This window comes from Paenibacillus sp. BIC5C1 (assembly GCF_032399705.1).
Classification (GTDB): Bacteria; Bacillota; Bacilli; order Paenibacillales; family Paenibacillaceae; genus Paenibacillus; species Paenibacillus taichungensis_A.
Window position 1 is genome coordinate 5,164,354 of sequence record NZ_CP135922.1, and the last position, 20,323, is coordinate 5,184,676.

Below are 20,323 nucleotides of genomic sequence, written 5' to 3' on the forward strand. Positions count from 1 at the left end.
CAAGATGGTGTAGTCACCGCATTTCTCCAAGGCGAGTTCGTGAAATACTGTCAACCGACTTGCACCAACCGTCGGCTCTCTGTCATGTACAGGACTCACTACTGATCCTTATCATCGAAATATGTATACGATATGATCGGAAACATTATATAAAAAAGAAGCATTAAAGTCAATATTACACTGTCTGTTGAGTATAAGCAATGCCATGCATCAGTATACACATTAAGACGACTGGAATCGCTTGATTCCTTCTTCTAGGTTATCAATCGTCCACTGAATGTGTTCCTTGTTATCGTATTGACGATACGGACACTCGATTCTCAGCGCCAGATCAAAGTACAGATCATATAAACTTCTTCTTTTTCGTTCGCTGTCTGTTGTAACTGCTCTTCCATATCCTTTGAGGAATCCTGGTGTATTATTAAAATGACTGAAGTAGTGCTCCATCAGAGGATCTGCCCAGAGGGAACGTTCGAAATCGATAATGGCCGTGATTTGACCTGCCTCCACAAATACATTTCCATCCCACAAATCCCAATGTACAAGTACAGGTTCTTTGACATCATCCAGCACACCTGATTTCTCTTGAATTAAACGCTCCAGTTCCTCATAACGAATCGAAAATTCCACACCCGCTGCTTTGCTATCTGAGAGCATATCATCCATCAAATTCAGGAAAGCTTCTTTCCACGTCGCATAATGTGGTTTCTTTGAGGAAAAATACCCAAACTTCTCCCCTTTAATTTCATTAATCCGGCGATTGTATACACCCAGCTGTTGCTCTATGGATTTCTGCCCTTCTGCACTGTACTGATCTTTGACTTTGTTATACGGCGTTCCTGGCATGTATTCCATAATAAAATATTCTGCCGGAACCAGGGTGAGCGATGGATCGTAGGCCAATACCCGGGGAACGGGTACATCCTGAAGTTCTGCCACAAGTCGTAGTGCCTCAACCTCAGCAACCATAACTTGCTGTTCACAGCGCATCAGCTTAATGCCATTAGAAGGAGCAATTTTGAGTACAACCTTCTGTCCGTCTTTCTTGGTGATAAAGTAAGCGTGGTTTGCCCAGCCGTCGATCATCTCTTTGTATTCTTGGATACCTGTGTTAAAGTGCTGCTGCACAATTCTGTCTAATTGTTCGGAAGTCAGCCTTGTTTTGTATATACTTTCCATTCTACACCCCACCCGGAATTTAATTTTCAGGATTCTACTAATTAGAAAACGTTTTCCATCCAACTATTATGGCTTCCTTTAATCCTACTGGCAATAACTTTTATTACATATAAAAAAACATTCTTATAGACAAAGAACTGCCCTTATACATCATAAGGACAGTTCTTTATCATACTCCTATTTCACGGCTACATAGAATAGACGCTGTGCGCCTTCTCCCGCCTCTTTCCACTCAAAATCAGCATATACACGGACATCTCTGAATCCGGCCTTCGTGAGCTCCAGCTTCATCCAGTCCGGATCATACGCACGCTGAACATGAACCTCTTCAAACCGTTGGTACATATCCTTGCCACTCTCAGCCACACGTGAAAAGATACTTAGGTGATGCTCAATCTCACACCGATCATGATCCATATCACAGGTCCAAATATACGATACGGAGCGTTCGTCCAACACAAATGGTTGCTCCTCTTCGTATCGAATAAGGGTATTCGGATGATGTACATCGAACAGGAATGTGCCCTCCGGCTTTAGCATCTCGTAAGTACGCTGAAAGGTACGAACAACATCCTCTTTTTCAAGCAGATAATTCACGCAATCACAGAACGATATCACCGAGTCCACAGGCTCCGGAACCCTCCAGTCCCGCATATCCTGCTGCACCCAGCGGACACTGCCTTCCCGATATAAGCGGTGGCCTTGAGGCGTGGCTTCCATTTTACTGCGTGCAACAGACAACATGTCCGCTGACAGGTCAATACCTGTAACTTCGAAGCCGGAGTTCACCAGCGGGATCGTAATTGAACCCGTGCCACAACCCAGTTCAGCCACACTTTTTGGCATGCCATGCCGTTCCCAAGCCGTTCTCGCAAACCTTATCCAGTCCGGATAAGGCATATCCTCCATTAATTCATCGTACACATAGGCAAATTTCCGGTAAGACATGTCAGGCACCGCACTTTCAATTTCATTTTCGAATCTCTTTTGAACAAAAGAAAAAGCAGGGGCGTCCGGAGTTCACCCAGCCTTGCCCTGCCTTTACTTGTGAATTCAAGCACTTCCTTGATCCATGATACCTGTTTGTTACTTGTCTTCGTTCTGATCCTGAGGTACAGACTCTGTCAGATAGGTCCAGTTTTCCTTTTGAGTTACCAGACCGTCCTTCATCAGTTTGCCCAAGGCCCGCTTGAATGCGGATTTGCTGATACCAAAGCGCTGCTTGATGATGTCCGGTGGGGTTGCATCCGAATATGGCATGCCGCCCGTAGGGCGCTCTTTCATGAAAGCAAGTAGTTTGTCTGCATCTTCATTGCGACCAACCTCTTTGAGAGGAGACATCGCCAGATTGACACGTCCATCTTCACGTACCATGGTTACCCGGCATTTCACCTTTTCACCCAGACGCAGCATGCGGTTTCGTTCCGAAGAATGAATCATGCCGATAGCGCCAAATCCCAGCACTCCACCTTCGACAAGTACAAACGTACCCATCTGAAGTGTCTTGTAGACTGTTGCTTCAACCCATTGATTGACCCACGAGGTTGGCGCATGGAAAGACAATGGTGCAAGCTCACGTTCTCCAGCCAATTTCGCCCGCAAACGTCCCTGCTTGTCATGTTCCATGATAACAAAGACTTCATCCCCCACCTGGGGACGCAGCTCTTCCAATTCAGACAGTTCACGAATCGGGAGCAGCAATTGCCGTCCAAGCCCCATTTCGAGGAAACAGCCGAGGCGTGGATGAATATCAGCCACAACCAGTCGTCCCATTTCGCCGAGTGTGAGATATGGTTTTTTCATGGTTGCCGCCAGGCGATCTTCCGTATCAAAGAACAGAAAGACCTCCAGCGTTTCTCCAATTTTAACGTCACGTGTGAGCTCCGTATAGTGAAGCAGTACATCTTCCGATCCTGTCGTCAAAAAATAACCAAACGGAGACACTTCACGTGAAACCGGCAAGCTGACGACTGTTCCTGCGATCAAACTCATACCGTTTCCACCACTTTGGCATCAGACCACAGACGCTCAATGTTGTAATACTCACGCTCATCGCGGTGGAAGATATGAACAACCACATCGCCCATATCCATCAATACCCAACGTGCCGAATCCATACCTTCGATGCCTTTGATGTTCACGCCGGCTGCATGCGCCTGTTTGCGAATCTCTGTTGCAATCGCCTGTACCTGAGTATCCGAATTCCCGTGACAGATAACAAAATAGTCTGCTACCAGTGAAATACCAATCAGATCCAGCGCTACAATGTTGGATGCCTTTTTATCGTCAGCGGCCGCAACCGCCATATTCATAAGTTCTTTCGATGATATTGTCATGAACCAACCTCCATAATCTAATCTATAAATGTGCAATCAAATCATTTCGCGACAACATGGTCAAAGGATAAATAACACGGCGCTGCGAGATCAATAAGCTGATCGTCGAGTCGAAACCGGCAATTAAACCTTCTTCCAGACTGTGCTCAGCCTGTTCGCGAATATGATTCACTCCCGGAAAGTCTCTTCCCGGTTCAATATAATCCGCAAGACATACCACCTTATCCAGCAAGCTCATGCCTACTCGACCTGAGGTATGCCAACGAATAGCATTAATAATTTCGTCATCATTAATGCCATAGTCACGCTCGGCAACAAAAGCACCCACTTCGGAATGCCAGAGCTGCTTGTCATGCTGCAAAAGTTCTTGATTCAATCCATTATCACGGATGACCGCTTCCATCTCGGATACAGGCCAATACTTGGCCACATCATGCAAGATTGCTGCCAGATCCGCTTTTACAGGATCAGCACCATATTTTTCAGCCAACATCACTGCCGACTCCATGACACCCAGCGTATGCTTCCAACGCTTCTCCGGCATTTGACCGGAAACTGCGCGGATCAGTTCGTCACGGCTTAGTCCCATATAAACCGCTCCTTACAATGTATTGGTGCACCTCATCAGGAATCATGAAACGTACCGAATGACCTTTGGCAAGACGTCTGCGTACGGCTGTCGATGAAATATCGACCAAGGGCATCTCGGCCAGCAGGACCCGATCCTGTAATTCGTCTGGTAGATCATCCAGATGTAACTGGAAGCCTGGTCGACCAACCCCGATAAAGGTTAGGCGTTCTGCAAGTTCTTCAATCTGCTCCCATTTGGGAAGATAGTTCACCATATCCGCCCCGATAATGAAATAAAACTCATGTTCAGGATGGCGACGCCACAGTTCCTTCATCGTATCAATGGTATAAGACACTCCGCCAAGTTCCATCTCAATACCCAGCACCTCATATTGCTGCACACCTTTCACAGCCGCTTCCGTCATATCGAGACGTTGCTGTCCCGAAGCTCCGGCGCCGCGTTTGTGAGGTGGAACATGGGAAGGCATGAACCAGATCTCATCCAGTGCATGCGAATCCCTTGCCGCTTCAGCTGCCAGGAGGTGTCCCATGTGGATCGGATCAAACGTACCACCCATGATACCGATCTTCACCCGCGTCACACTCCCTTATCTAGGTAGTTCGATTTGTTTGTTATCGCGCGATTCTTTGTACAGGATGATTGTGTTACCGATGACTTGTACAAGCTCACTACCCGTTTCACGGGCAACTTCTTCGGCCATCTCTTTTCTGTCCTCGTCATTGTTGTTGAGCACTTGCACTTTCATCAATTCGCGCTTCTCAATCGCATCTTCGATGTGACGGAACAGGTGCTCATTCGTTCCCCCTTTGCCGATTTGAAATACAGGGGTCAGATGATGTGCCTGTGAACGCAAAAAGCGCTTTTGTTTACCGTTTAACATGAATACTCCATACTCCTTATGGTGAGCAAGCCTCAGCAACAGCACAATGACTGTCGGGGCCTGACCGTTCAATTATATTTTTACATTCATAAAACGAACTAACAAAGTTTACACAGTGTGACTACGATTGCAGTACCATCTTACGATCGCTGTTATCCCCAGATTTCTTCATTTCATTTTTATAAAGGGGAAATCCGGTGATAAAGGCGAGCACTTCGTTTCTTCAGATTGCTTCTGCACTCTTCGTCATCGTGTAATCTTGATTTCATTTTACAATATTAAAAACTGTCTAACACAGCAGGCCGCATCGTCTCCACGGGCGCCGGGATGCCGAGCCAGTGCTCGAAGGCTACGGCGCCCTGGTATATAAACATACCCAGGCCACCATGCACAGTACATCCACGCTCCCTTGACTCGCGAAGCAGACGTGTTTCCAGCGGATTGTAGATCAGGTCGCTTACTGCTGCGCCTGCTCGAATGAGTGCAGGGTCGACAGGTACGTCATCTACATGCGGATGCATGCCTGCGGCCGTCGTGTTAATCACGATATCTGCCGAAGCCAGTACCGCAGCAGCCTCTTCCATTCCACTACCCGTGATGTCGCCCAGTCCATGAGCCCGCAGATCGGAAGCAAGGGCAACGGCTCTGTCGGCTGTACGGTTAAGAATACTAATCTGTGCAGGCTTTTCCAAGGCAAGGGCGTATATCACACCTCTCGCTGCTCCGCCAGCCCCCAGAACAGCAATACGTTTACCAGCGAGTTCCGGAACAGCTTCTTCCTTCAAGGAACGCACATAACCGATGCCATCCGTATTGTACCCTGTCAGCTTGCCTTCTTCATTGACAATAGTGTTCACCGCGCCAATCAGGCGTGCACTTTCATCAATGACATCCAGATACTGCATGACCTGTTCTTTGTGCGGAATGGTTACATTCACACCACGATACCCCAGCGCCACAATGCCTCGAATGGCTGATTCCAACTGCTCGGGACGAACATGCAGTGGCATATACATTCCATTCACTCCTGCAGCCTGCAGAGCCGCATTATGCATGGCAGGCGATTTGGAATGTGCAATGGGATCACCCATGACGCCAAGCAGGACAGGCAGTGAAGGATTTGTTTTTTTCTGTTCCGACATACTTCCGCCTCCGATCTGATGGAAATACTGCTGTGATTACATTAGATCAAGGATGGGCGGATCAGTACACGAATACCTTTTGGAGCATGAACAGCTACAAGGGCCCCATTCTCACCGTTAACCTTAATCCAGCCCAGTCCGGAAATGAATACATCCGACTGGCTGCCACGTTTGATTCGGAATTCATGTCTGGTCCATTCAGGCATATCTGCTGCATCTTCACGCGTTGGTGGAGACAGCAACTCACCCAGATGGTCACGATACAAATCGTCTGCACGTTCCAGCTTCGTCCGGTGAATATCAAGCGCAGTGCTGATAAAACAAGTGAAGGACTGACGATCTCCCTCCACAAAGTCAAAACGAGCCATACCGCCAAAGAACAGCGTCTGACCAGAATTCAATTGATAAACGGCCGGTTTAAGTGGTTTCTCTGGCATAATGGCAGCCAGATCTTTGCGGGATACAATCTCACTGAAACGCCAAGGGTATACAATTCCCGGTGTATCAATAATAGCTTTTCCATCGTCCAGCGGAATATTAACCATATCCAACGTTGTCCCCGGGTAACGTGATGTTGTGAGCTCCTGCTCGAGATCACTGTAGTCCCGAATCAGACGGTTAATCAGTGTGGATTTGCCCACATTGGTACCACCAACCACGTATACGTCACGATCTCCACGATACGTGCCTACAAGCTCAAGCAGTCGGTCGAAGCCCTGATTTTGCTTTGCACTGCACAGAACGACATCTACCGTACGCAAACCTTGTTCTTTGGCCTGTTTTTGCACCCAGTTGCGAACCTTGTTCCAGTTGGTTACTTTTGGAAGCAAGTCCGTTTTGTTCACGGCAAGCAATACTGGATTGTTGCCTACAAAACGCTGCAAACCAGAGATGATACTGCCATCAAAGTCAAACAGATCAACGATATGGATGACAAGTGCATCCTTATCCCCGATTTTGCTCAGCAGGGCCAAGAACTCGTCCTGGTCCACTGTAACGGATGATGACTCATTGTAATTTTTGATACGGAAACAACGCTGGCAAATGACGGGTTCACGATCCAACGCTTTTTCGGGGATGAATCCTGGTAATTCCGGGTTTTCCGTTTGCAGATGCACTCCGCATCCGCTGCACCTTACGGCAATATTGCCGTTATGCGGTTCTGTCATTTCTTCTTATCCTCCTCAAGCCATAAGCCTTTCTTGCGCAAACTCGTTAGAGCAATCCGTTCCACGCGCCGATTGAAGCGGGTCATGAAGCCTTCATCTCCGATGGAGATCGGCAACACCAGAACCGTATAGAGTCCCAGTCGATTACCTCCAAAGACATCTGTAAGCATCTGATCGCCTACGACAATCGTTTTTTCAGGAGTTAACTCCATCATCTTCATTGCTCTACGAAACGGAACATTCGATGGTTTGCGTGCACTATGCACAAACTGGATATCCAGTGGCGTCGCAAACAGGGATACACGATTCAAATTGTTATTGGACACAATCATGAGCTGGAAACCAGCCTCTTTGACACGTGCGAACCACTCGATCAGTTCGGGCGTGGCATCAGGAGCTTTGGCCCCAACGAGTGTATTGTCCAGATCAGTTATAATTCCACGGTAGCCTTGAGCGTATAGCTCTTCCAGATTAATGTCAAAAACCGTGTCTACACGCAGCTTGGGCATTAATATTTCAAACAAAGAAGTCACCTCAGTTTCATACGACACACTATATCACAAATCCGTCTTTCCTGAAAATGCATACAGCGCCTGATGGCATAGGAAAAAAGGAAAAACGGGACGGGCGACATTACGCCCGTTCCGCTTTAAGTTCCTTGCGCAGCTTCAAGGCGGTCTGGTAGACGCCCTTCCAGTCGTCTGCAGTTACTGACGCCGGACTATAGCGAGTCTGTTCAAACTTCGCTAGAAGTTCATGCAATGTCGCTGCTGCAGCTGGTTTCGCCTGGCTCCAGCGGGTTACGGATTCACGAAGTGTCTCGTCCCCGCTCCGGGTCAATCCCTTGCGCTTCACATAACGAATCCAGCGTTCGGTCTCTGCCACTACCTTTTGTTCAGGCGTTAGCGGTCCACCTGTCCGCACACGAAGTACAAAGAATCGAAGCGAGAGACGATTTCGCCAGAACATATAAGCCACCCACAATACGATGATGGCTCCCGCAGCCCAGATTACAAAAGCCGGGATACTGGATGAAGCCTGCTCAGGCGCAGGAGTTTGCTCTTCCTCTTTTACCGGTTCCTCTTCAGGTTGTTCTTCAGGCTCATCTACAGGCTGTACATCTGGTTGTTCCGTGAGCAACGGCATGTCAAAGCCCGGCGTTGCTTCAACCGGAATCCATCCATACTCGCCAAAATAAACTTCAGCCCAAGAATGCGCATCTGCATTCGTTACAGTGTACGTTGTCTCGATCTCAGCCCCAGGTTGGCGTGGGGCTTGCATGTCTGAATTCAACGACAACTGTCCCGGCGCGTACCCTTTCACCCAACGAGCGGGAATACCCTCGGAGCGTGCCATCATAACCAGCGCAGTCGAGAAGTAATCACAATACCCTTCACGAATGTCAAATAAAAATCCTTCAACAAAGTCACTGCTTACTTTTCGGGATAAATCCGGATTGTTTGTGTAATCAAAATTTTGTTGTAAATAGTTTTGCAGTAATGCCACTTTTTCATACGGTGTATTTGCCGATGCTGTAATTTCAGCGGCCAGGTCCGTCACCCGATCAGGGAATCTGGATGGCAGCTGGAGATACATATCATCTGCCGGATTGCTCGTATACAGATCATCAAAAGATTTGGTACGAAGCTCATCTTCCACAATAACTGGCGCTTCGGATACAATCGTATACGTTTTGGGATATTGCGGTTGCTGGCGGTCTGTTACGACATGCAGCTCTGCCTGCTCCGGATTCCATAACATCCGGTCCGAATTCGCCTCACCATTGACAGATGTGACTTCAGAGATAGAATAGGCTCCAAAGAGGATCGGATACACGTTGTCATTCAACATCGTCACTTTCTGAGTGACTTGCTTGGTAGTTACACTTCCGGATTCGTCATTCTCCAGAGCCTGTCCGGCCTCAACATCCTCTGTTGCACCTCGTCCACGATCATCCCAGCCTGTTCCTGTATACTCTGCACGCGTCTCACCGCGCCAGTAACTGCGTTCATTGGTAGTGACGGACATGACAGGGGTATAGTCGAAGTTGAATCCTCCGCCAAGCTGGTTGTCTTCCCTGCTGTATCCTGACTCGGTAGCTGCGGGAATGTCCAGTGTTCCGTTGCCAGTCTGACTCCCCGAACTTCCGGTGTAGTTACGCCACGCGGTATAAGGATCAGTAAGGGTAGGAGGAACTTCCGGCATGTTCACACTGGCTACGATAATGAGAGAGAATATGATTGCAATGTTGGCCAGAATTTTATAGGGATATCGGATAATTCGTTTCCACCCTTGTGGATATTGCAGTTGGAAATTACGGAAGTGCTGACATACCAGCCATCCCATTCCCGCAAACATAACCCAAGCGATTTCAATCCAAAGTGGAAACTGAGTAAAGGAGTCCAGAATTCCCATGGATATAATGTTAATGCCCAGAAAAACGAGAATCCGGCGCGTTGTAGTCACCAAGCGCAGGGCAGCTTCAAGCATCACCCACGCGCATAGGGAGAACCAGATGTAAGGTGTCAGGTGCAACACAAATTGCTCTGTACGCTCCATTAACGTGCCATAAGGAATATAAACCGTGTAATCAGTTAAAGTCTTATGCAAAATATATACAAGGACAATCGCCTTGATTATCGTTCGAATCATTATTTTGAAAGGCAGAATAACTTCCAGAATACAGACCGCAGCGAGTGTCCACAGTACCAATGAAGTGGTCTCCGTATACCAGGATTCCTGTGTAAATGATATCCACTGCATGCCAATCAGGAAAATCCAGAGCAACGAAGCCGCATGATACCAGGATCTTCTCCCCACTGTCAGCTCTTGGCCATTAGTACTCATACACTACCTCCCCCCATAACTGTTGGAAGCTCCTGCAAATGGGAAACGGTAAAGGATCTTGTGCCTCTTCCGCGCAGCATGGCATTCCACTCGGAACTCCGGCGGGAATCAGTGGGTTCAATCAGAATATGACAAGGGGTCATCCCACGTGTGTCAGCCCATCGGAGCAGTTCCAGAACTTTTTCATCTTTTTGGGGAGAAATCACTACAAAATAAGCACCTTGAGGAAACTGACGTGACATCTTCTCGACACCTGGCAGCAGCCGTTTCTCCTGGCCATTATATTGGATATCTACCAGATGATGAATCATCTTCTGCCGTTCCATCGGACTTTCGCTGGGAGCAAAAAATGATGTCATCTCCGACAGTGTCAGCAGCCCCATGCCCATTCGTTCTCTTGTGCCATATTCCAGCAGGGAGGCAGCCGTAGACACAGCTAGTTCAAAGGCCTCACCATGTTCGTAGCTGCCTGACAGCGCATCCAGCACCAGAATCGTTTTCGGCACCGATTCATGTTCAAATTCCTTGGACTTCCACGTTCCCGTCTTTGCCGTTGCATTCCAGTGAATGCGGGAAAGGCGATCTCCATAAACGTAATCACGGACGCCGTTAATCTGGGTCGTTTCCCTGCGTGAGCGGGTCAAGGCTGTCTGTGGACCAGATAACCGTGATTTGCGGTCGTACAGCTGCCAGTACGGTATAAATACCGTCCGCGGCAGCACCCGGAATTCGCCTTTGGCTTTGAACGTTCCCCGATGCTCAATCAGTCCAAAGATGTCCTCGCTGGCACATTCCGTTTCGGAAAAGACATACTTTCCTCGCTCCAGCGGGGGGGTCTGAAATGACAATTCACCATAACCTCGCATGCTTGGAATGAGGCTTTCTTTGAAAGACCAGGATTCGCCGTTATGCCGATGCAGCATTTCGCGCACAACCACATATGGAAGTGGTAAAAATCCCGGAATGTTCAGACTTAACTTTACCTGTACCTGATCACCCGCATGCAGCAACTCTTCATGATCCTGGCCGGAAGAGAGCTTACGCACGCCGTGAGTACGCCTCACACCGCTAAAACCAGCAATCGCAAGGTAAATACAAAGCAGAGTCACCATCGACAGCAGCATCAGGGAGGTCTTCCCACCCTGGAACAAAACATAAGCCAAACAGCACATCCACACCGCCGCGATGCTCCATACGCGGGGGTGGCGTATTCCCCTTCTGACTGTACTCAAAAGCGGCTTCATCAATTATTGCCCCATGGAGACGGGCACTCGAACCTGCTGAAGTACGGAATTTAATACAGCCTCAGAGCTCATGCTGTCCAGTCTCGATTCGGGACGCAGCACAATCCGATGGGAGATGACATAAGGTGCCATCGTTTTCACGTCATCCGGAAGCACGTAGTCACGTTCCTGCAAAAAGGCAAAAGCCTTCACCGCCATCATAAATGAAATGGCTGCCCGCGGGCTTGCGCCCAGCAATACGGATGGGTGGGAGCGAGTTTTGCGAACCACATCAAGCAGATAATCCATGACCGGATCACCGATGAATACTTCCTTGATCTCCTGTTGAATGGCTGATATCTGATCCATATGGGTTACGGATTCAAGCCGATCAACAGGCTGACCAGACTGGTGCTGCTTCAGCAGCGTTTTCTCGATATCCTTGTCGGGATAACCCAGACTTATTTTCAACATAAACCGGTCCAGCTGCGCTTCCGGCAATGTGTAGGTTCCTTCAAAATCGATTGGATTCTGGGTTGCACAGAGCATAAATGGATGAGGCAGATCATACGTATCGCCATCTACCGTTACACTGCGCTCTTCCATGACTTCCAGCAAAGCGGACTGCGTTTTCGTAGTTGCCCGGTTAATCTCGTCTGCCAGCAAAATATTGGTCATCACCGGACCCGGACGGAAGTAAAAGCGCTCGTCACGTGGATGGAAAACGGATACACCTGTGATGTCACTTGGCAAAATATCAGGATTACATTGAATGCGGCGGTACTCTCCGCGCATGGATTTCGATAATGCTTTAACCAACTGCGTCTTGCCTGTTCCTGGTACGTCTTCAATCAGAACGTGTCCGCCTGCAAGCAAAGCTGTGAGCAAAAGTTGAATTTCAAAAGATTTTCCCATTATGCATGATTCCAGATTAGAACGAACTGCTGATATGATTTGGATCGACTCTTTGCGCACAGGCATGTGGTCTAACCTCCTAAAAAAGCATACAGATTTCCTTTTATTGTACATGATCCAAAGGCGCGCGTACACTCGAAGGAACTCAACATTTGTTTCCAGCCGTCAGATTCGCCGCAGTTATCGCATGATTACGACAAAAAGAGGCTCGGATAGAAGTTATCCGAAGCCTCTGCTGATTCCATATATAATGGGTAGCTCTGCCATGCTCTATTACCCTTTGGGCCGAACCACCAATGCCGCGAGAAAAGAAAAGATTATCGCTGAGGAAATACCCGCGGCGGTCAAATCGAATATCCCCGTAATGACACCAATCCATCCCTCTTTCTCCAGTTCCGTCAATGCCCCGTGCACGAGGGAGTTACCAAAACTGGTAATGGGAATAGAAGCTCCTGCCCCTGCAAATTTGACGAGTGGATCATACAGCCCAAACGCATCCGCAACCGCACCAGCCACTACAAGTGTACTCATCGTATGTGCAGGCGTCAGTTTGACACCATCCATCAGAAGCTGTCCCACGACACATATCAACCCGCCAACAATAAAAGCCCATAAAAATTGCATCCTTTATCCCTCCTTTTCTATGGCCACAGCATGTGCAATACAAGGAATGCTCTCGCCCTGCTGGTATGAAAGTGGAGACAACAATGCACCGGTAGCGACCACCAATACCTTATTGAGTTCACCCTTTTGCATCCGGTTCAAAATGTGACCATAGGTCACTGTCGCTGAACATCCACAGCCGCTTCCTCCGGCCACAACCTGAGGCTGCTTTTCCAGGTTATATATCATCAAACCACAGTCATTGAAGACCGTTTGTTCCATAGGGATACCCTCTTTATGCAAAAGCTCCTTAACGATGGGCAATCCAACCGAAGCAAGGTCACCTGTAACGATCAGATCATAATAACCAGGTTCCAGGCCTGTGTCCCGGAAATGAGAAACGATGGTATCCGCTGCGGCTGGAGCCATGGCAGCCCCCATATTAAACGGATCTTTGATACCCATATCCATAATTCGGCCAATTGTCGCTCTGGTGACTACCGGGCCCTGACCCGTACGCGATATCACACTACACCCTGATCCCGTAACAGTATATTGGGCATATGGCGGCTTCTGGGAACCATATTCTGTTGGATAACGAAATTGCTTTTCCACCGTACAGTTGTGACTGACCGTACCCGCGAGTACATAATCCCCTGCACCCGAATCCACGATGAGCGAGGCCAGGGCCAACGTCTCCATTGAGGTTGAACAGGCACCAAATACCCCCAGATAGGGAACACCCAACTTGCGGGCAGAAAAGGAACTACTGATAATCTGGTTCATCAGATCTCCGCCGACAAAGAACTGAAGCTCTTCCTTCGTAATATTCGCATTGATCAACGCCATTTGGGATGCCTGTTCAAGGAGTTTGCGCTCTGCCTTTTCCCAGGTCTTCTCCCCAATCTCCAAATTGTCATATACATAGTCAAAATCAGATGCCAGAGGCCCTTGGCCTTCATCTGGTCCTCCGACTGCCGACCTGCCAATAATGCGTGGACGGTTCTCAAATTGCCAGGTTTGTTGTCCCAGGAGCTTCATAGATGTCCACCTCCGAAGCCAAGAATGGCGTATATGATCCCCACGATGAAGGCAGCAACTACACCAAACACGATGACCGAACCAGCCAATTTGAACATGTTCGCACCAACACCCAGCACGAGTCCCTCGGCGCGATGCTCCAGTGCTGCCGAGCACATGGAGTTGGCAAATCCGGTAACAGGGACAGCCGTTCCGGCACCAGCCCATTGCGCCATTTTATCGTAGACACCGAGGCAAGTCAGGATAACTGAAATAAGAATCATGACCGCAACGGTTGGACTGGCTGCTTCCTTGGAAGTCATGTCAAACCCGGCCATAAAAGCTTCCTGGATAGCCTGTCCAATGACGCAGATGAATCCGCCGACGAAGAATGCCTTAATACAGTTCGCCCAGATAGGACGAGCAGGCTCATGTTTTTTGGCGACTTTTTTATATTCCTGTTCACTGATGGACAGGGATGATGATGATTTTTTTCCGCTACCCTTATTTTGAGCTGGCAAGATACAGAACCTCCTTGAAATGAAAATCAGTCAACAGTTGTGACTGCACATACTGTGTGTAATCCTGTATTCATTGTTTGTTAAGGTTGGGAAAGTTATGTATCCGGCAAATGGCAGCATTTGTTTCCAGCACAATGAAGCAGCCGAATCAGATGAGTCGCTCAGCGCCGGATCAGAGTCTTGAGAAAGTTATAAATAAAGCAGAACGATCACGAGCAAAATAAAGAGGACGATAAAAAGCATGGTTTCATTGCCTTCATCGGGTAGCTTCATCTATTGTCCCAGCTCCTTCCTGTTGTCAGGCAAGTGAAATTAGTAGCCTATTAAATAACCTCATCGAAAAAGGTTAAGCAAAATGATTTCTCACTCTATGCATATTCAATGTTGCTGCTTGTCGACTGTGTTTGGTGCGGATTTAATGTCCCGATGAATCATCAAACGAGCAAGCATTTATGCCTGAGATACGTGACATAACCATGGACAATTACTTGCGCAAGGTTCATACTGTAGTGTGACCAGTGGTTAAATAAACGTTCTTCTTTTTCGAAGGACAACAGTCCGGCAGCCGTTCTGCTGAGACCTGATCTACATACAAGCAGAGGAGTTGTCGACACATGAATCAAAAAACGTTGGAAATGTTTCGAACGTTAACGGAATTCCCTTCCGTTTCAGGGTTTGAACGCGAGCTTCGCGGATGGATGAAAGAACAAATGTCTCCTTATACGGATGAATTTGTCCAGGATCGCCTGGGTAGCCTTTTTGGTGTATTGCGAGGAGAAGCGTCTGGACCCAAAGTCATGGTTGCAGGTCACTTCGACGAAGTTGGCTTCATGACCACAGGCATTACGGAAACAGGCATGATCAAATTCCGCCCACTTGGTGGATGGTGGAGTCAGGCTGTACTATCACAACGTCTGGAACTCATCACTCCGGATCGCAGAATTACAGGGGTTGTCGGTTCAACACCTACTCATCTTCTCGATGAATCCCAGCGCAATAAACCGGTTGATCTTAACCATATGTACTTGGATATTGGTGCAGATAACCGTGCAGAAGCAGAGTCTTGGGGAATCCACCCGGGTATGCAGATCGTACCGATCTGTGAATTCACACCGATGGCCAATCCGAAGAAAATCATGGCTAAGGCATGGGATAACCGTTACGGTGTAGGACTTGCACTTGAGCTGGTTGAAGCATTGCATAAGGAAAAATTGCCAAACACCCTCTATTGCGGTGCAACAGTTCAAGAGGAATTGGGACTTCGCGGCGCACGTACAGCTGCCAATCTGATTGAACCAGATATTTTCTTTGCATTGGACTGCAGTGCTGCGAATGATATGACCGGGGATAAACAATCATTTGGACATATTGGACAAGGCGCTTTGCTGCGAATCTTCGACCCAGGCATGTTCACCCATCGCGGCATTGTTGAATATGTTCAGGACACAGCATCATCCAACCAGATCAAAATGCAATATTTCATCTCCCCTGGTGGAACAGATGCCGGAGCGGTTCATTTGAGCGGTATCGGTGTACCATCCACGGTAATTGGCATCTGTGCTCGCTACATTCATACTTCTTCTTCCATTATTCATACGGATGACTATGATGCAGCAAAAGAGTTGCTCGTGAAGTTGGTGAAGGGTCTGGATCAGACAACACTGAACACGATTATCGGAAACGCATAATTGTGGATTCATGGCAGAATCTTGAGACTACATTTGCTTCATTGCTTAACTTCATTTAAATTAATAAATTCAAGAGAGATCCTGACTTCATCAGGGTCTCTCTTTTTTTGATGCAACTAGTTTAATAGCTAGAACATTTATAGAAAAGATACATAATATACAACAACGGTAGAAGAAATAAAGATCAAGCAGCGGGGGACCTATTATGGCAATGAGAAGGAATGGAAAATCGAATAAGGGTTCCAAAAAAACAGATGCTGCAAATACCCTTCTCAACGGTAACCTAAAAGGAAAAAATCTGGAGATTATCGTTGCAGCCTTGCTCGTAAGTGGAAAATTAAGAGTTGATGCCGTAACGTTGTTTCGAGAAGCCACACTCGTTGTTGAATTAGTTGGTCAGTACAAAACACTTAAAAATATTTCGCCGTCGAACGCCGATAAGCTAGTCCAATTTCTTGACGAAATGGGCGACATGACACTGGATGATGTAGTACGGGCTTTTCAACAAAGGATAAATTCCTAGATAGCATGAAATGAGGTTGGGATGATGTCTGACTTTGACGGAATCGGCTTCGCCGAACTGATAATTGTAGTTATCCTTGTAATGTTATTTGTATTTGGTTCAACAGATATTGAAGGTTTGTCAAGTACACCCACAACCACATGACCCTCTCCATATTGATTACAGCCATGGATATGAACAAAAGAAATACCAGTCCTCTTGCAGGACTGGTATTTTTGAGATTTTACAGAAATAAAGGGGAGAACGCAATCCAGGCCAAAATGAGAGCCAGTACAATACACACATTTTCCACAACAGCTCCATGCTTCGTGCCCGTACTCATAAGATTGACCCTTATACGCCACTTGAGTGGCGGCAATGGACGAATGCCGCGATTCGTCAACGAATCAGCCAGTAGATGCATGACATACGCTGTACCTCCGGCTACCCAGATCTCTGGACCTTGCAGATGAGTTGTACTGTAGAGCAACCCAGCCCATACCGCGGTCCCATATAATGTGTGGGTTAACCCCCTGTGGGTTAACGTGGTACACAGCATTAACAGACTGCCAGCAATTAGATTCCACGGTGCGAATGCATGTCCATAAAATACAAGTCCCAATCCGATCGCAAACATCAACACTTTGCGCAGGGAACGGGACGGCAGGAAAGATACCATCGCAATCAGAATGGCAAGCAGCAGATTCCAGGGTTTCGCCTGAACATAGAAGTACACAAATACGGCGACAGGCAGCAGGATTGTCTGTAACAGCCGAATAAGACTGTTCGGCAATGCCTTGGATACCAGTAGCGAATTGGGCTCATCAATGTCTGGCAGCAGCGAACCGATCAGGGCCACGGTAACCGCTGGTGCAGTCACGGGCATGCCGGCCAATTGCAAAACAGAGAGGGATACAGTTGTCCCGATAATCAGGTGGGATCTTCCCATCATGGTGCAAAAACTTCCTTTCGAAGAAATAGGGAACATATACGGCCCACTCCAGATATTACAACGAAAACAATATAAGAACAATAGTTCGCATTTCTCAATTCATTTAACTATAACCTATATCCCTACTTATATGAATTGATATTCATAAAATAATTAAAAAAGCTTCCGTGACAGGCATCACACTTTGAACTTGTCATGTCTCTATAGTATTTAGTGAATTTAATCACATTTAATGTCACAATTGAACGTTATGATTCAAATATAAACCACTAAAAATGATTGTAATGTACAGTGTTCACTAAAGGAGGCATATACACATGAACGGAAATAAAGAAAAACTGGTTATCATCGGTAATGGTATGGCAGGCATAAGTACAGTTGAACAAATTTTGAAATTGAGTTCCCGGTTCGACATTACCGTCTTTGGCACAGAGCCCTATCCCAATTACAATCGGATAATGCTGTCCTATGTGCTGGAAGGCAGCAAAACAATTGATGATATTGTGCTTAATGATCTGCATTGGTATGAAGATTACGGTATCACCCTCCATACGGGTACAACCATAACACGCATTGAGTCAGAAACACGTGAAGTAGTAACTGCGGAAGGCTTACGTTTCCCTTACGATAAAGTCATCATCGCAACCGGCTCCAGCTCTTTCATTCTTCCTGTACCGGGTCATGACAAACAAGGGGTCGTTGGCTTCAGGGATATAGCGGATTGTAACGTCATGCTGGAAGCAGCGAAACAATATAAAAAAGCGGCTGTCATTGGAGGAGGTCTTCTCGGCCTCGAAGCTGCCAAAGGCTTGGTCCAGCTCGGCATGGAAGTTACAGTCGTGCATCTGATGCAGGATCTGATGGAACGCCAGCTTGACCCTCAGGCATCTGCGATGTTAAAAACCGAACTTGAGCGACAGGGCATCCGGTTCAAGATGGGCGCACAAACCGCAGAGCTTCTCGGTGGAGAACGGGTAGAAGGTATTCGTTTTGCAGACGATTCCGTGCTGAACACTGATTTTGTTGTCATGGCAGTAGGCATCAAACCCAATACGGGTGTAGCCCGGGAAAGTGGCCTGGAAGTTAACCGAGGCATTGTAGTGGATGACTATATGCAGACGTCACTAAATAACGTGTATTCCGTCGGAGAATGTACCGAACATCGCGGTGTATGCTACGGCCTCGTTGCCCCACTGTTTGAACAGGGCATGATTCTGGCCAAACATATATGCGGTGTTGATACAGCTCCCTATGAAGGTTCTGTGGTATCCACGAAATTGAAAATTTCGGGCGTAGACGTCTTTTCCACCGGTGAATTTATCGACAGTCCCGAACATACGATCATTTCACATAAAGACGACTGGAAACGCACCTACAAAAAAATTCTGCTTCGGGATAATATCATGGTTGGCGCTGTACTCTTTGGTGATATTACGGATTCTGCCGAATTACAGAAATTGATTAAACAACAGGCTGAGATGACAGATGAACTGTATGCTTCACTGATGGGTACAGGTTGCGGTGGGCACAAAAAAGCCACATCCGTGGAAACCATGGCAGAAGACGAAATTGTCTGTGGATGTAACGGAGTAACCAAAGGAACCATTGTCGATGCCATTACGAATGAGGGATTGACCAGCGTAGACGAAATCAAAGCCTGTACGGGTGCAACCCGCTCCTGCGGCGGCTGTAAACCGGTTGTTGAACAGATTCTGCAATATGTGCTTGGAGACAACTTTACAGCGGGTGCCAAACAGGGAATCTGCGCTTGCACCTCCCTCAGCCGGGATGAGATCGTAGCGGAGATTAGACAAAAAGGATTGCAAACGACCAAAGAGGTCATGCATGTTCTGGGTTGGAATCAACCCGAAGGGTGTTCCAAATGCCGCCCGGCCATTAACTATTACCTTGGTATGATTGCACCAGATACTCATGTGGATGAAAAGGAATCCCGTTTTGTCAACGAACGTATGAATGCCAATATTCAAAAAGACGGCACGTATACGGTGGTACCGCGCATGTATGGCGGCGTCACAACGCCGGAAGACTTGAAACGCATTGCCGACATTTCGGTCAAATACGATGTAAAAGCCGTCAAAGTGACTGGAGGTCAGCGGCTGGACCTGATTGGAGTCAAAAAAGAAGATCTGCCCAAAGTCTGGGCTGAATTGGATATGCCTTCAGGCTATGCATACGCCAAATCGCTGCGTACAGTCAAAACATGTGTCGGCTCACAATTTTGCCGCTTCGGCACGCAGGATTCCATGGCGATGGGTGCTCTGCTAGAACGCAAGTTCGAACGTCTCGATCTACCTGCCAAGTTCAAATATGCCGTAAACGGTTGCCCTCGTAACTGTGCAGAGTCGTGTACAAAAGATATCGGAATCGTGGGCAATGACGGCGGCTGGGAAATATTTATTGGAGGCAATGGCGGCATCAAGGCCAGACTGGCTGACTCTCTGTGCAAGGTGAAGACCGATGAAGAACTAGTTGAGCTTTGTGGAGCGATCATGCAGCATTATCGGGAGACAGCCAACTACCTGGAGCGGACTTCCGAATGGGTGGAACGTGTTGGGTTGGAGCAGATTCGGGCCGTTGTTGTCGAAGACGTAAAAGAGCGTAAGGCGCTTATGGAACGAATTGAATTCGCTCTTGAGCAAGTGGAAGATCCTTGGAAAAAAGCACTGCGTAACGAGGAAGGCCAGAACAAACTTTTCCAGGGCATAGAAGTTTCTGCTCGACCGTAGTCCTCTG

Annotated in this window: 20 protein-coding genes and 1 other annotated feature (1 of these 21 cut by a window edge); of the genes, 3 read left to right on the forward strand and 17 right to left on the reverse strand. The window is 47.6% G+C overall.

The window, feature by feature from the left end; all coding sequences use genetic code 11:
- Window positions 1-124 (reverse strand) — a binding site (T-box leader) (it extends 143 nt beyond the left edge of the window).
- Window positions 125-222: 98 nt separating this feature from the next.
- The 16 genes from RS891_RS23165 to spoVAC form a co-directional block, all read right to left on the reverse strand.
- Window positions 223-1,179 carry a phosphotransferase family protein gene (locus RS891_RS23165; RefSeq protein WP_315793296.1) on the reverse strand — a complete coding sequence of 319 codons (957 nt, stop codon included), beginning with the start codon at window positions 1,177-1,179 and terminating at the stop codon, window positions 223-225.
- 177 nt (window positions 1,180-1,356) lie between these two features.
- Complete coding sequence (locus RS891_RS23170) at window positions 1,357-2,127, reverse strand: class I SAM-dependent DNA methyltransferase (protein WP_090998008.1); 771 nt, start codon at window positions 2,125-2,127, stop codon at window positions 1,357-1,359.
- A 138-nt stretch (window positions 2,128-2,265) separates the two neighbouring features.
- On the reverse strand, window positions 2,266-3,171 hold the full coding sequence (locus RS891_RS23175) for a CvfB family protein (protein WP_113053789.1): 906 nt from the start codon (window positions 3,169-3,171) through the stop codon (window positions 2,266-2,268).
- The gene (rsfS, locus tag RS891_RS23180; RefSeq protein WP_315793297.1) at window positions 3,168-3,515 is read right to left on the reverse strand and encodes a ribosome silencing factor; all 348 of its coding nucleotides are present in this window, start codon (window positions 3,513-3,515) and stop codon (window positions 3,168-3,170) included. The genes RS891_RS23175 and rsfS overlap by 4 nt, the downstream gene beginning before the upstream one ends.
- Window positions 3,516-3,537: 22 nt before the next feature.
- Entirely contained in the window at window positions 3,538-4,104 is a 567-nt protein-coding gene (gene yqeK / locus RS891_RS23185; protein ID WP_113053788.1) for a bis(5'-nucleosyl)-tetraphosphatase (symmetrical) YqeK, read from the reverse strand.
- Window positions 4,088-4,678 carry a nicotinate-nucleotide adenylyltransferase gene (locus RS891_RS23190; RefSeq protein ID WP_074095918.1) on the reverse strand — a complete coding sequence of 197 codons (591 nt, stop codon included), beginning with the start codon at window positions 4,676-4,678 and terminating at the stop codon, window positions 4,088-4,090. Before RS891_RS23190 ends, yqeK begins: the two co-directional genes overlap by 17 nt.
- Window positions 4,679-4,693: 15 nt before the next feature.
- Complete coding sequence (gene yhbY / locus RS891_RS23195; protein ID WP_063567269.1) at window positions 4,694-4,987, reverse strand: ribosome assembly RNA-binding protein YhbY; 294 nt, start codon at window positions 4,985-4,987, stop codon at window positions 4,694-4,696.
- A 278-nt stretch (window positions 4,988-5,265) separates the two neighbouring features.
- Complete coding sequence (aroE, locus tag RS891_RS23200; RefSeq protein WP_315793298.1) at window positions 5,266-6,129, reverse strand: shikimate dehydrogenase; 864 nt, start codon at window positions 6,127-6,129, stop codon at window positions 5,266-5,268.
- A 41-nt stretch (window positions 6,130-6,170) separates the two neighbouring features.
- Window positions 6,171-7,298, reverse strand: a complete 1,128-nt coding sequence (yqeH, locus tag RS891_RS23205) for a ribosome biogenesis GTPase YqeH (RefSeq protein WP_024628522.1) — start codon at window positions 7,296-7,298, stop codon at window positions 6,171-6,173.
- Entirely contained in the window at window positions 7,295-7,822 is a 528-nt protein-coding gene (locus RS891_RS23210) for a YqeG family HAD IIIA-type phosphatase (protein WP_315793299.1), read from the reverse strand. The genes yqeH and RS891_RS23210 overlap by 4 nt, the downstream gene beginning before the upstream one ends.
- A 109-nt stretch (window positions 7,823-7,931) precedes the next feature.
- The gene (locus RS891_RS23215) at window positions 7,932-10,145 is read right to left on the reverse strand and encodes a transglutaminase TgpA family protein (protein ID WP_315793300.1); all 2,214 of its coding nucleotides are present in this window, start codon (window positions 10,143-10,145) and stop codon (window positions 7,932-7,934) included.
- Entirely contained in the window at window positions 10,142-11,389 is a 1,248-nt protein-coding gene (locus RS891_RS23220; RefSeq protein WP_113053785.1) for a DUF58 domain-containing protein, read from the reverse strand. Before RS891_RS23220 ends, RS891_RS23215 begins: the two co-directional genes overlap by 4 nt.
- Before the next feature lie 3 nt (window positions 11,390-11,392).
- On the reverse strand, window positions 11,393-12,349 hold the full coding sequence (locus RS891_RS23225; RefSeq protein WP_053781313.1) for an AAA family ATPase: 957 nt from the start codon (window positions 12,347-12,349) through the stop codon (window positions 11,393-11,395).
- Between the two features lie 207 nt (window positions 12,350-12,556).
- Entirely contained in the window at window positions 12,557-12,907 is a 351-nt protein-coding gene (spoVAE, locus tag RS891_RS23230) for a stage V sporulation protein AE (RefSeq protein WP_053781314.1), read from the reverse strand.
- 3 nt (window positions 12,908-12,910) lie between these two features.
- On the reverse strand, window positions 12,911-13,927 hold the full coding sequence (gene spoVAD / locus RS891_RS23235) for a stage V sporulation protein AD (protein ID WP_113053784.1): 1,017 nt from the start codon (window positions 13,925-13,927) through the stop codon (window positions 12,911-12,913).
- Window positions 13,924-14,427 carry a stage V sporulation protein AC gene (gene spoVAC, locus RS891_RS23240; RefSeq protein WP_113053783.1) on the reverse strand — a complete coding sequence of 168 codons (504 nt, stop codon included), beginning with the start codon at window positions 14,425-14,427 and terminating at the stop codon, window positions 13,924-13,926. The genes spoVAD and spoVAC overlap by 4 nt, the downstream gene beginning before the upstream one ends.
- Before the next feature lie 614 nt (window positions 14,428-15,041).
- Here spoVAC and RS891_RS23245 point away from each other — a divergent pair.
- Together RS891_RS23245 and RS891_RS23250 are read left to right on the forward strand one after the other, a co-directional pair.
- Complete coding sequence (locus RS891_RS23245; RefSeq protein ID WP_113053782.1) at window positions 15,042-16,115, forward strand: M42 family metallopeptidase; 1,074 nt, start codon at window positions 15,042-15,044, stop codon at window positions 16,113-16,115.
- Window positions 16,116-16,320: 205 nt separating this feature from the next.
- The gene (locus tag RS891_RS23250; RefSeq protein WP_113053781.1) at window positions 16,321-16,638 is read left to right on the forward strand and encodes a hypothetical protein; all 318 of its coding nucleotides are present in this window, start codon (window positions 16,321-16,323) and stop codon (window positions 16,636-16,638) included.
- 223 nt (window positions 16,639-16,861) lie between these two features.
- Here the strand turns inward: RS891_RS23250 and RS891_RS23255 are convergent, their stop codons facing one another.
- Window positions 16,862-17,569: a metal-dependent hydrolase gene (locus tag RS891_RS23255; RefSeq protein ID WP_315793301.1), complete on the reverse strand. Its 708-nt coding sequence runs from the start codon at window positions 17,567-17,569 to the stop codon at window positions 16,862-16,864.
- A 317-nt stretch (window positions 17,570-17,886) separates the two neighbouring features.
- Here RS891_RS23255 and nirB point away from each other — a divergent pair, with 317 nt between their 5' ends.
- Window positions 17,887-20,316: a nitrite reductase large subunit NirB gene (gene nirB / locus RS891_RS23260; protein WP_315793302.1), complete on the forward strand. Its 2,430-nt coding sequence runs from the start codon at window positions 17,887-17,889 to the stop codon at window positions 20,314-20,316.
- The last annotated feature ends 7 nt before the right edge of the window (window positions 20,317-20,323 follow it).

Bases quoted from the DNA above. Each gene is read 5' to 3' on its own strand.
- RS891_RS23165 (WP_315793296.1), bottom strand. From the start codon at position 1,179: ATGGAAAGTATATACAAAACAAGGCTGACTTCCGAACAATTAGACAGA.
- RS891_RS23170 (WP_090998008.1), bottom strand. From the start codon at position 2,127: ATGTCTTACCGGAAATTTGCCTATGTGTACGATGAATTAATGGAGGAT.
- RS891_RS23175 (WP_113053789.1), bottom strand. From the start codon at position 3,171: ATGAGTTTGATCGCAGGAACAGTCGTCAGCTTGCCGGTTTCACGTGAA.
- rsfS (WP_315793297.1), bottom strand. From the start codon at position 3,515: ATGACAATATCATCGAAAGAACTTATGAATATGGCGGTTGCGGCCGCT.
- yqeK (WP_113053788.1), bottom strand. From the start codon at position 4,104: ATGGGACTAAGCCGTGACGAACTGATCCGCGCAGTTTCCGGTCAAATG.
- yhbY (WP_063567269.1), bottom strand. From the start codon at position 4,987: ATGTTAAACGGTAAACAAAAGCGCTTTTTGCGTTCACAGGCACATCAT.
- aroE (WP_315793298.1), bottom strand. From the start codon at position 6,129: ATGTCGGAACAGAAAAAAACAAATCCTTCACTGCCTGTCCTGCTTGGC.
- yqeH (WP_024628522.1), bottom strand. From the start codon at position 7,298: ATGACAGAACCGCATAACGGCAATATTGCCGTAAGGTGCAGCGGATGC.
- RS891_RS23215 (WP_315793300.1), bottom strand. From the start codon at position 10,145: ATGAGTACTAATGGCCAAGAGCTGACAGTGGGGAGAAGATCCTGGTAT.
- RS891_RS23220 (WP_113053785.1), bottom strand. From the start codon at position 11,389: ATGAAGCCGCTTTTGAGTACAGTCAGAAGGGGAATACGCCACCCCCGC.
- RS891_RS23225 (WP_053781313.1), bottom strand. From the start codon at position 12,349: ATGCCTGTGCGCAAAGAGTCGATCCAAATCATATCAGCAGTTCGTTCT.
- spoVAE (WP_053781314.1), bottom strand. From the start codon at position 12,907: ATGCAATTTTTATGGGCTTTTATTGTTGGCGGGTTGATATGTGTCGTG.
- spoVAD (WP_113053784.1), bottom strand. From the start codon at position 13,927: ATGAAGCTCCTGGGACAACAAACCTGGCAATTTGAGAACCGTCCACGC.
- RS891_RS23245 (WP_113053782.1), top strand. From the start codon at position 15,042: ATGAATCAAAAAACGTTGGAAATGTTTCGAACGTTAACGGAATTCCCT.
- RS891_RS23250 (WP_113053781.1), top strand. From the start codon at position 16,321: ATGGCAATGAGAAGGAATGGAAAATCGAATAAGGGTTCCAAAAAAACA.
- RS891_RS23255 (WP_315793301.1), bottom strand. From the start codon at position 17,569: ATGATGGGAAGATCCCACCTGATTATCGGGACAACTGTATCCCTCTCT.
- nirB (WP_315793302.1), top strand. From the start codon at position 17,887: ATGAACGGAAATAAAGAAAAACTGGTTATCATCGGTAATGGTATGGCA.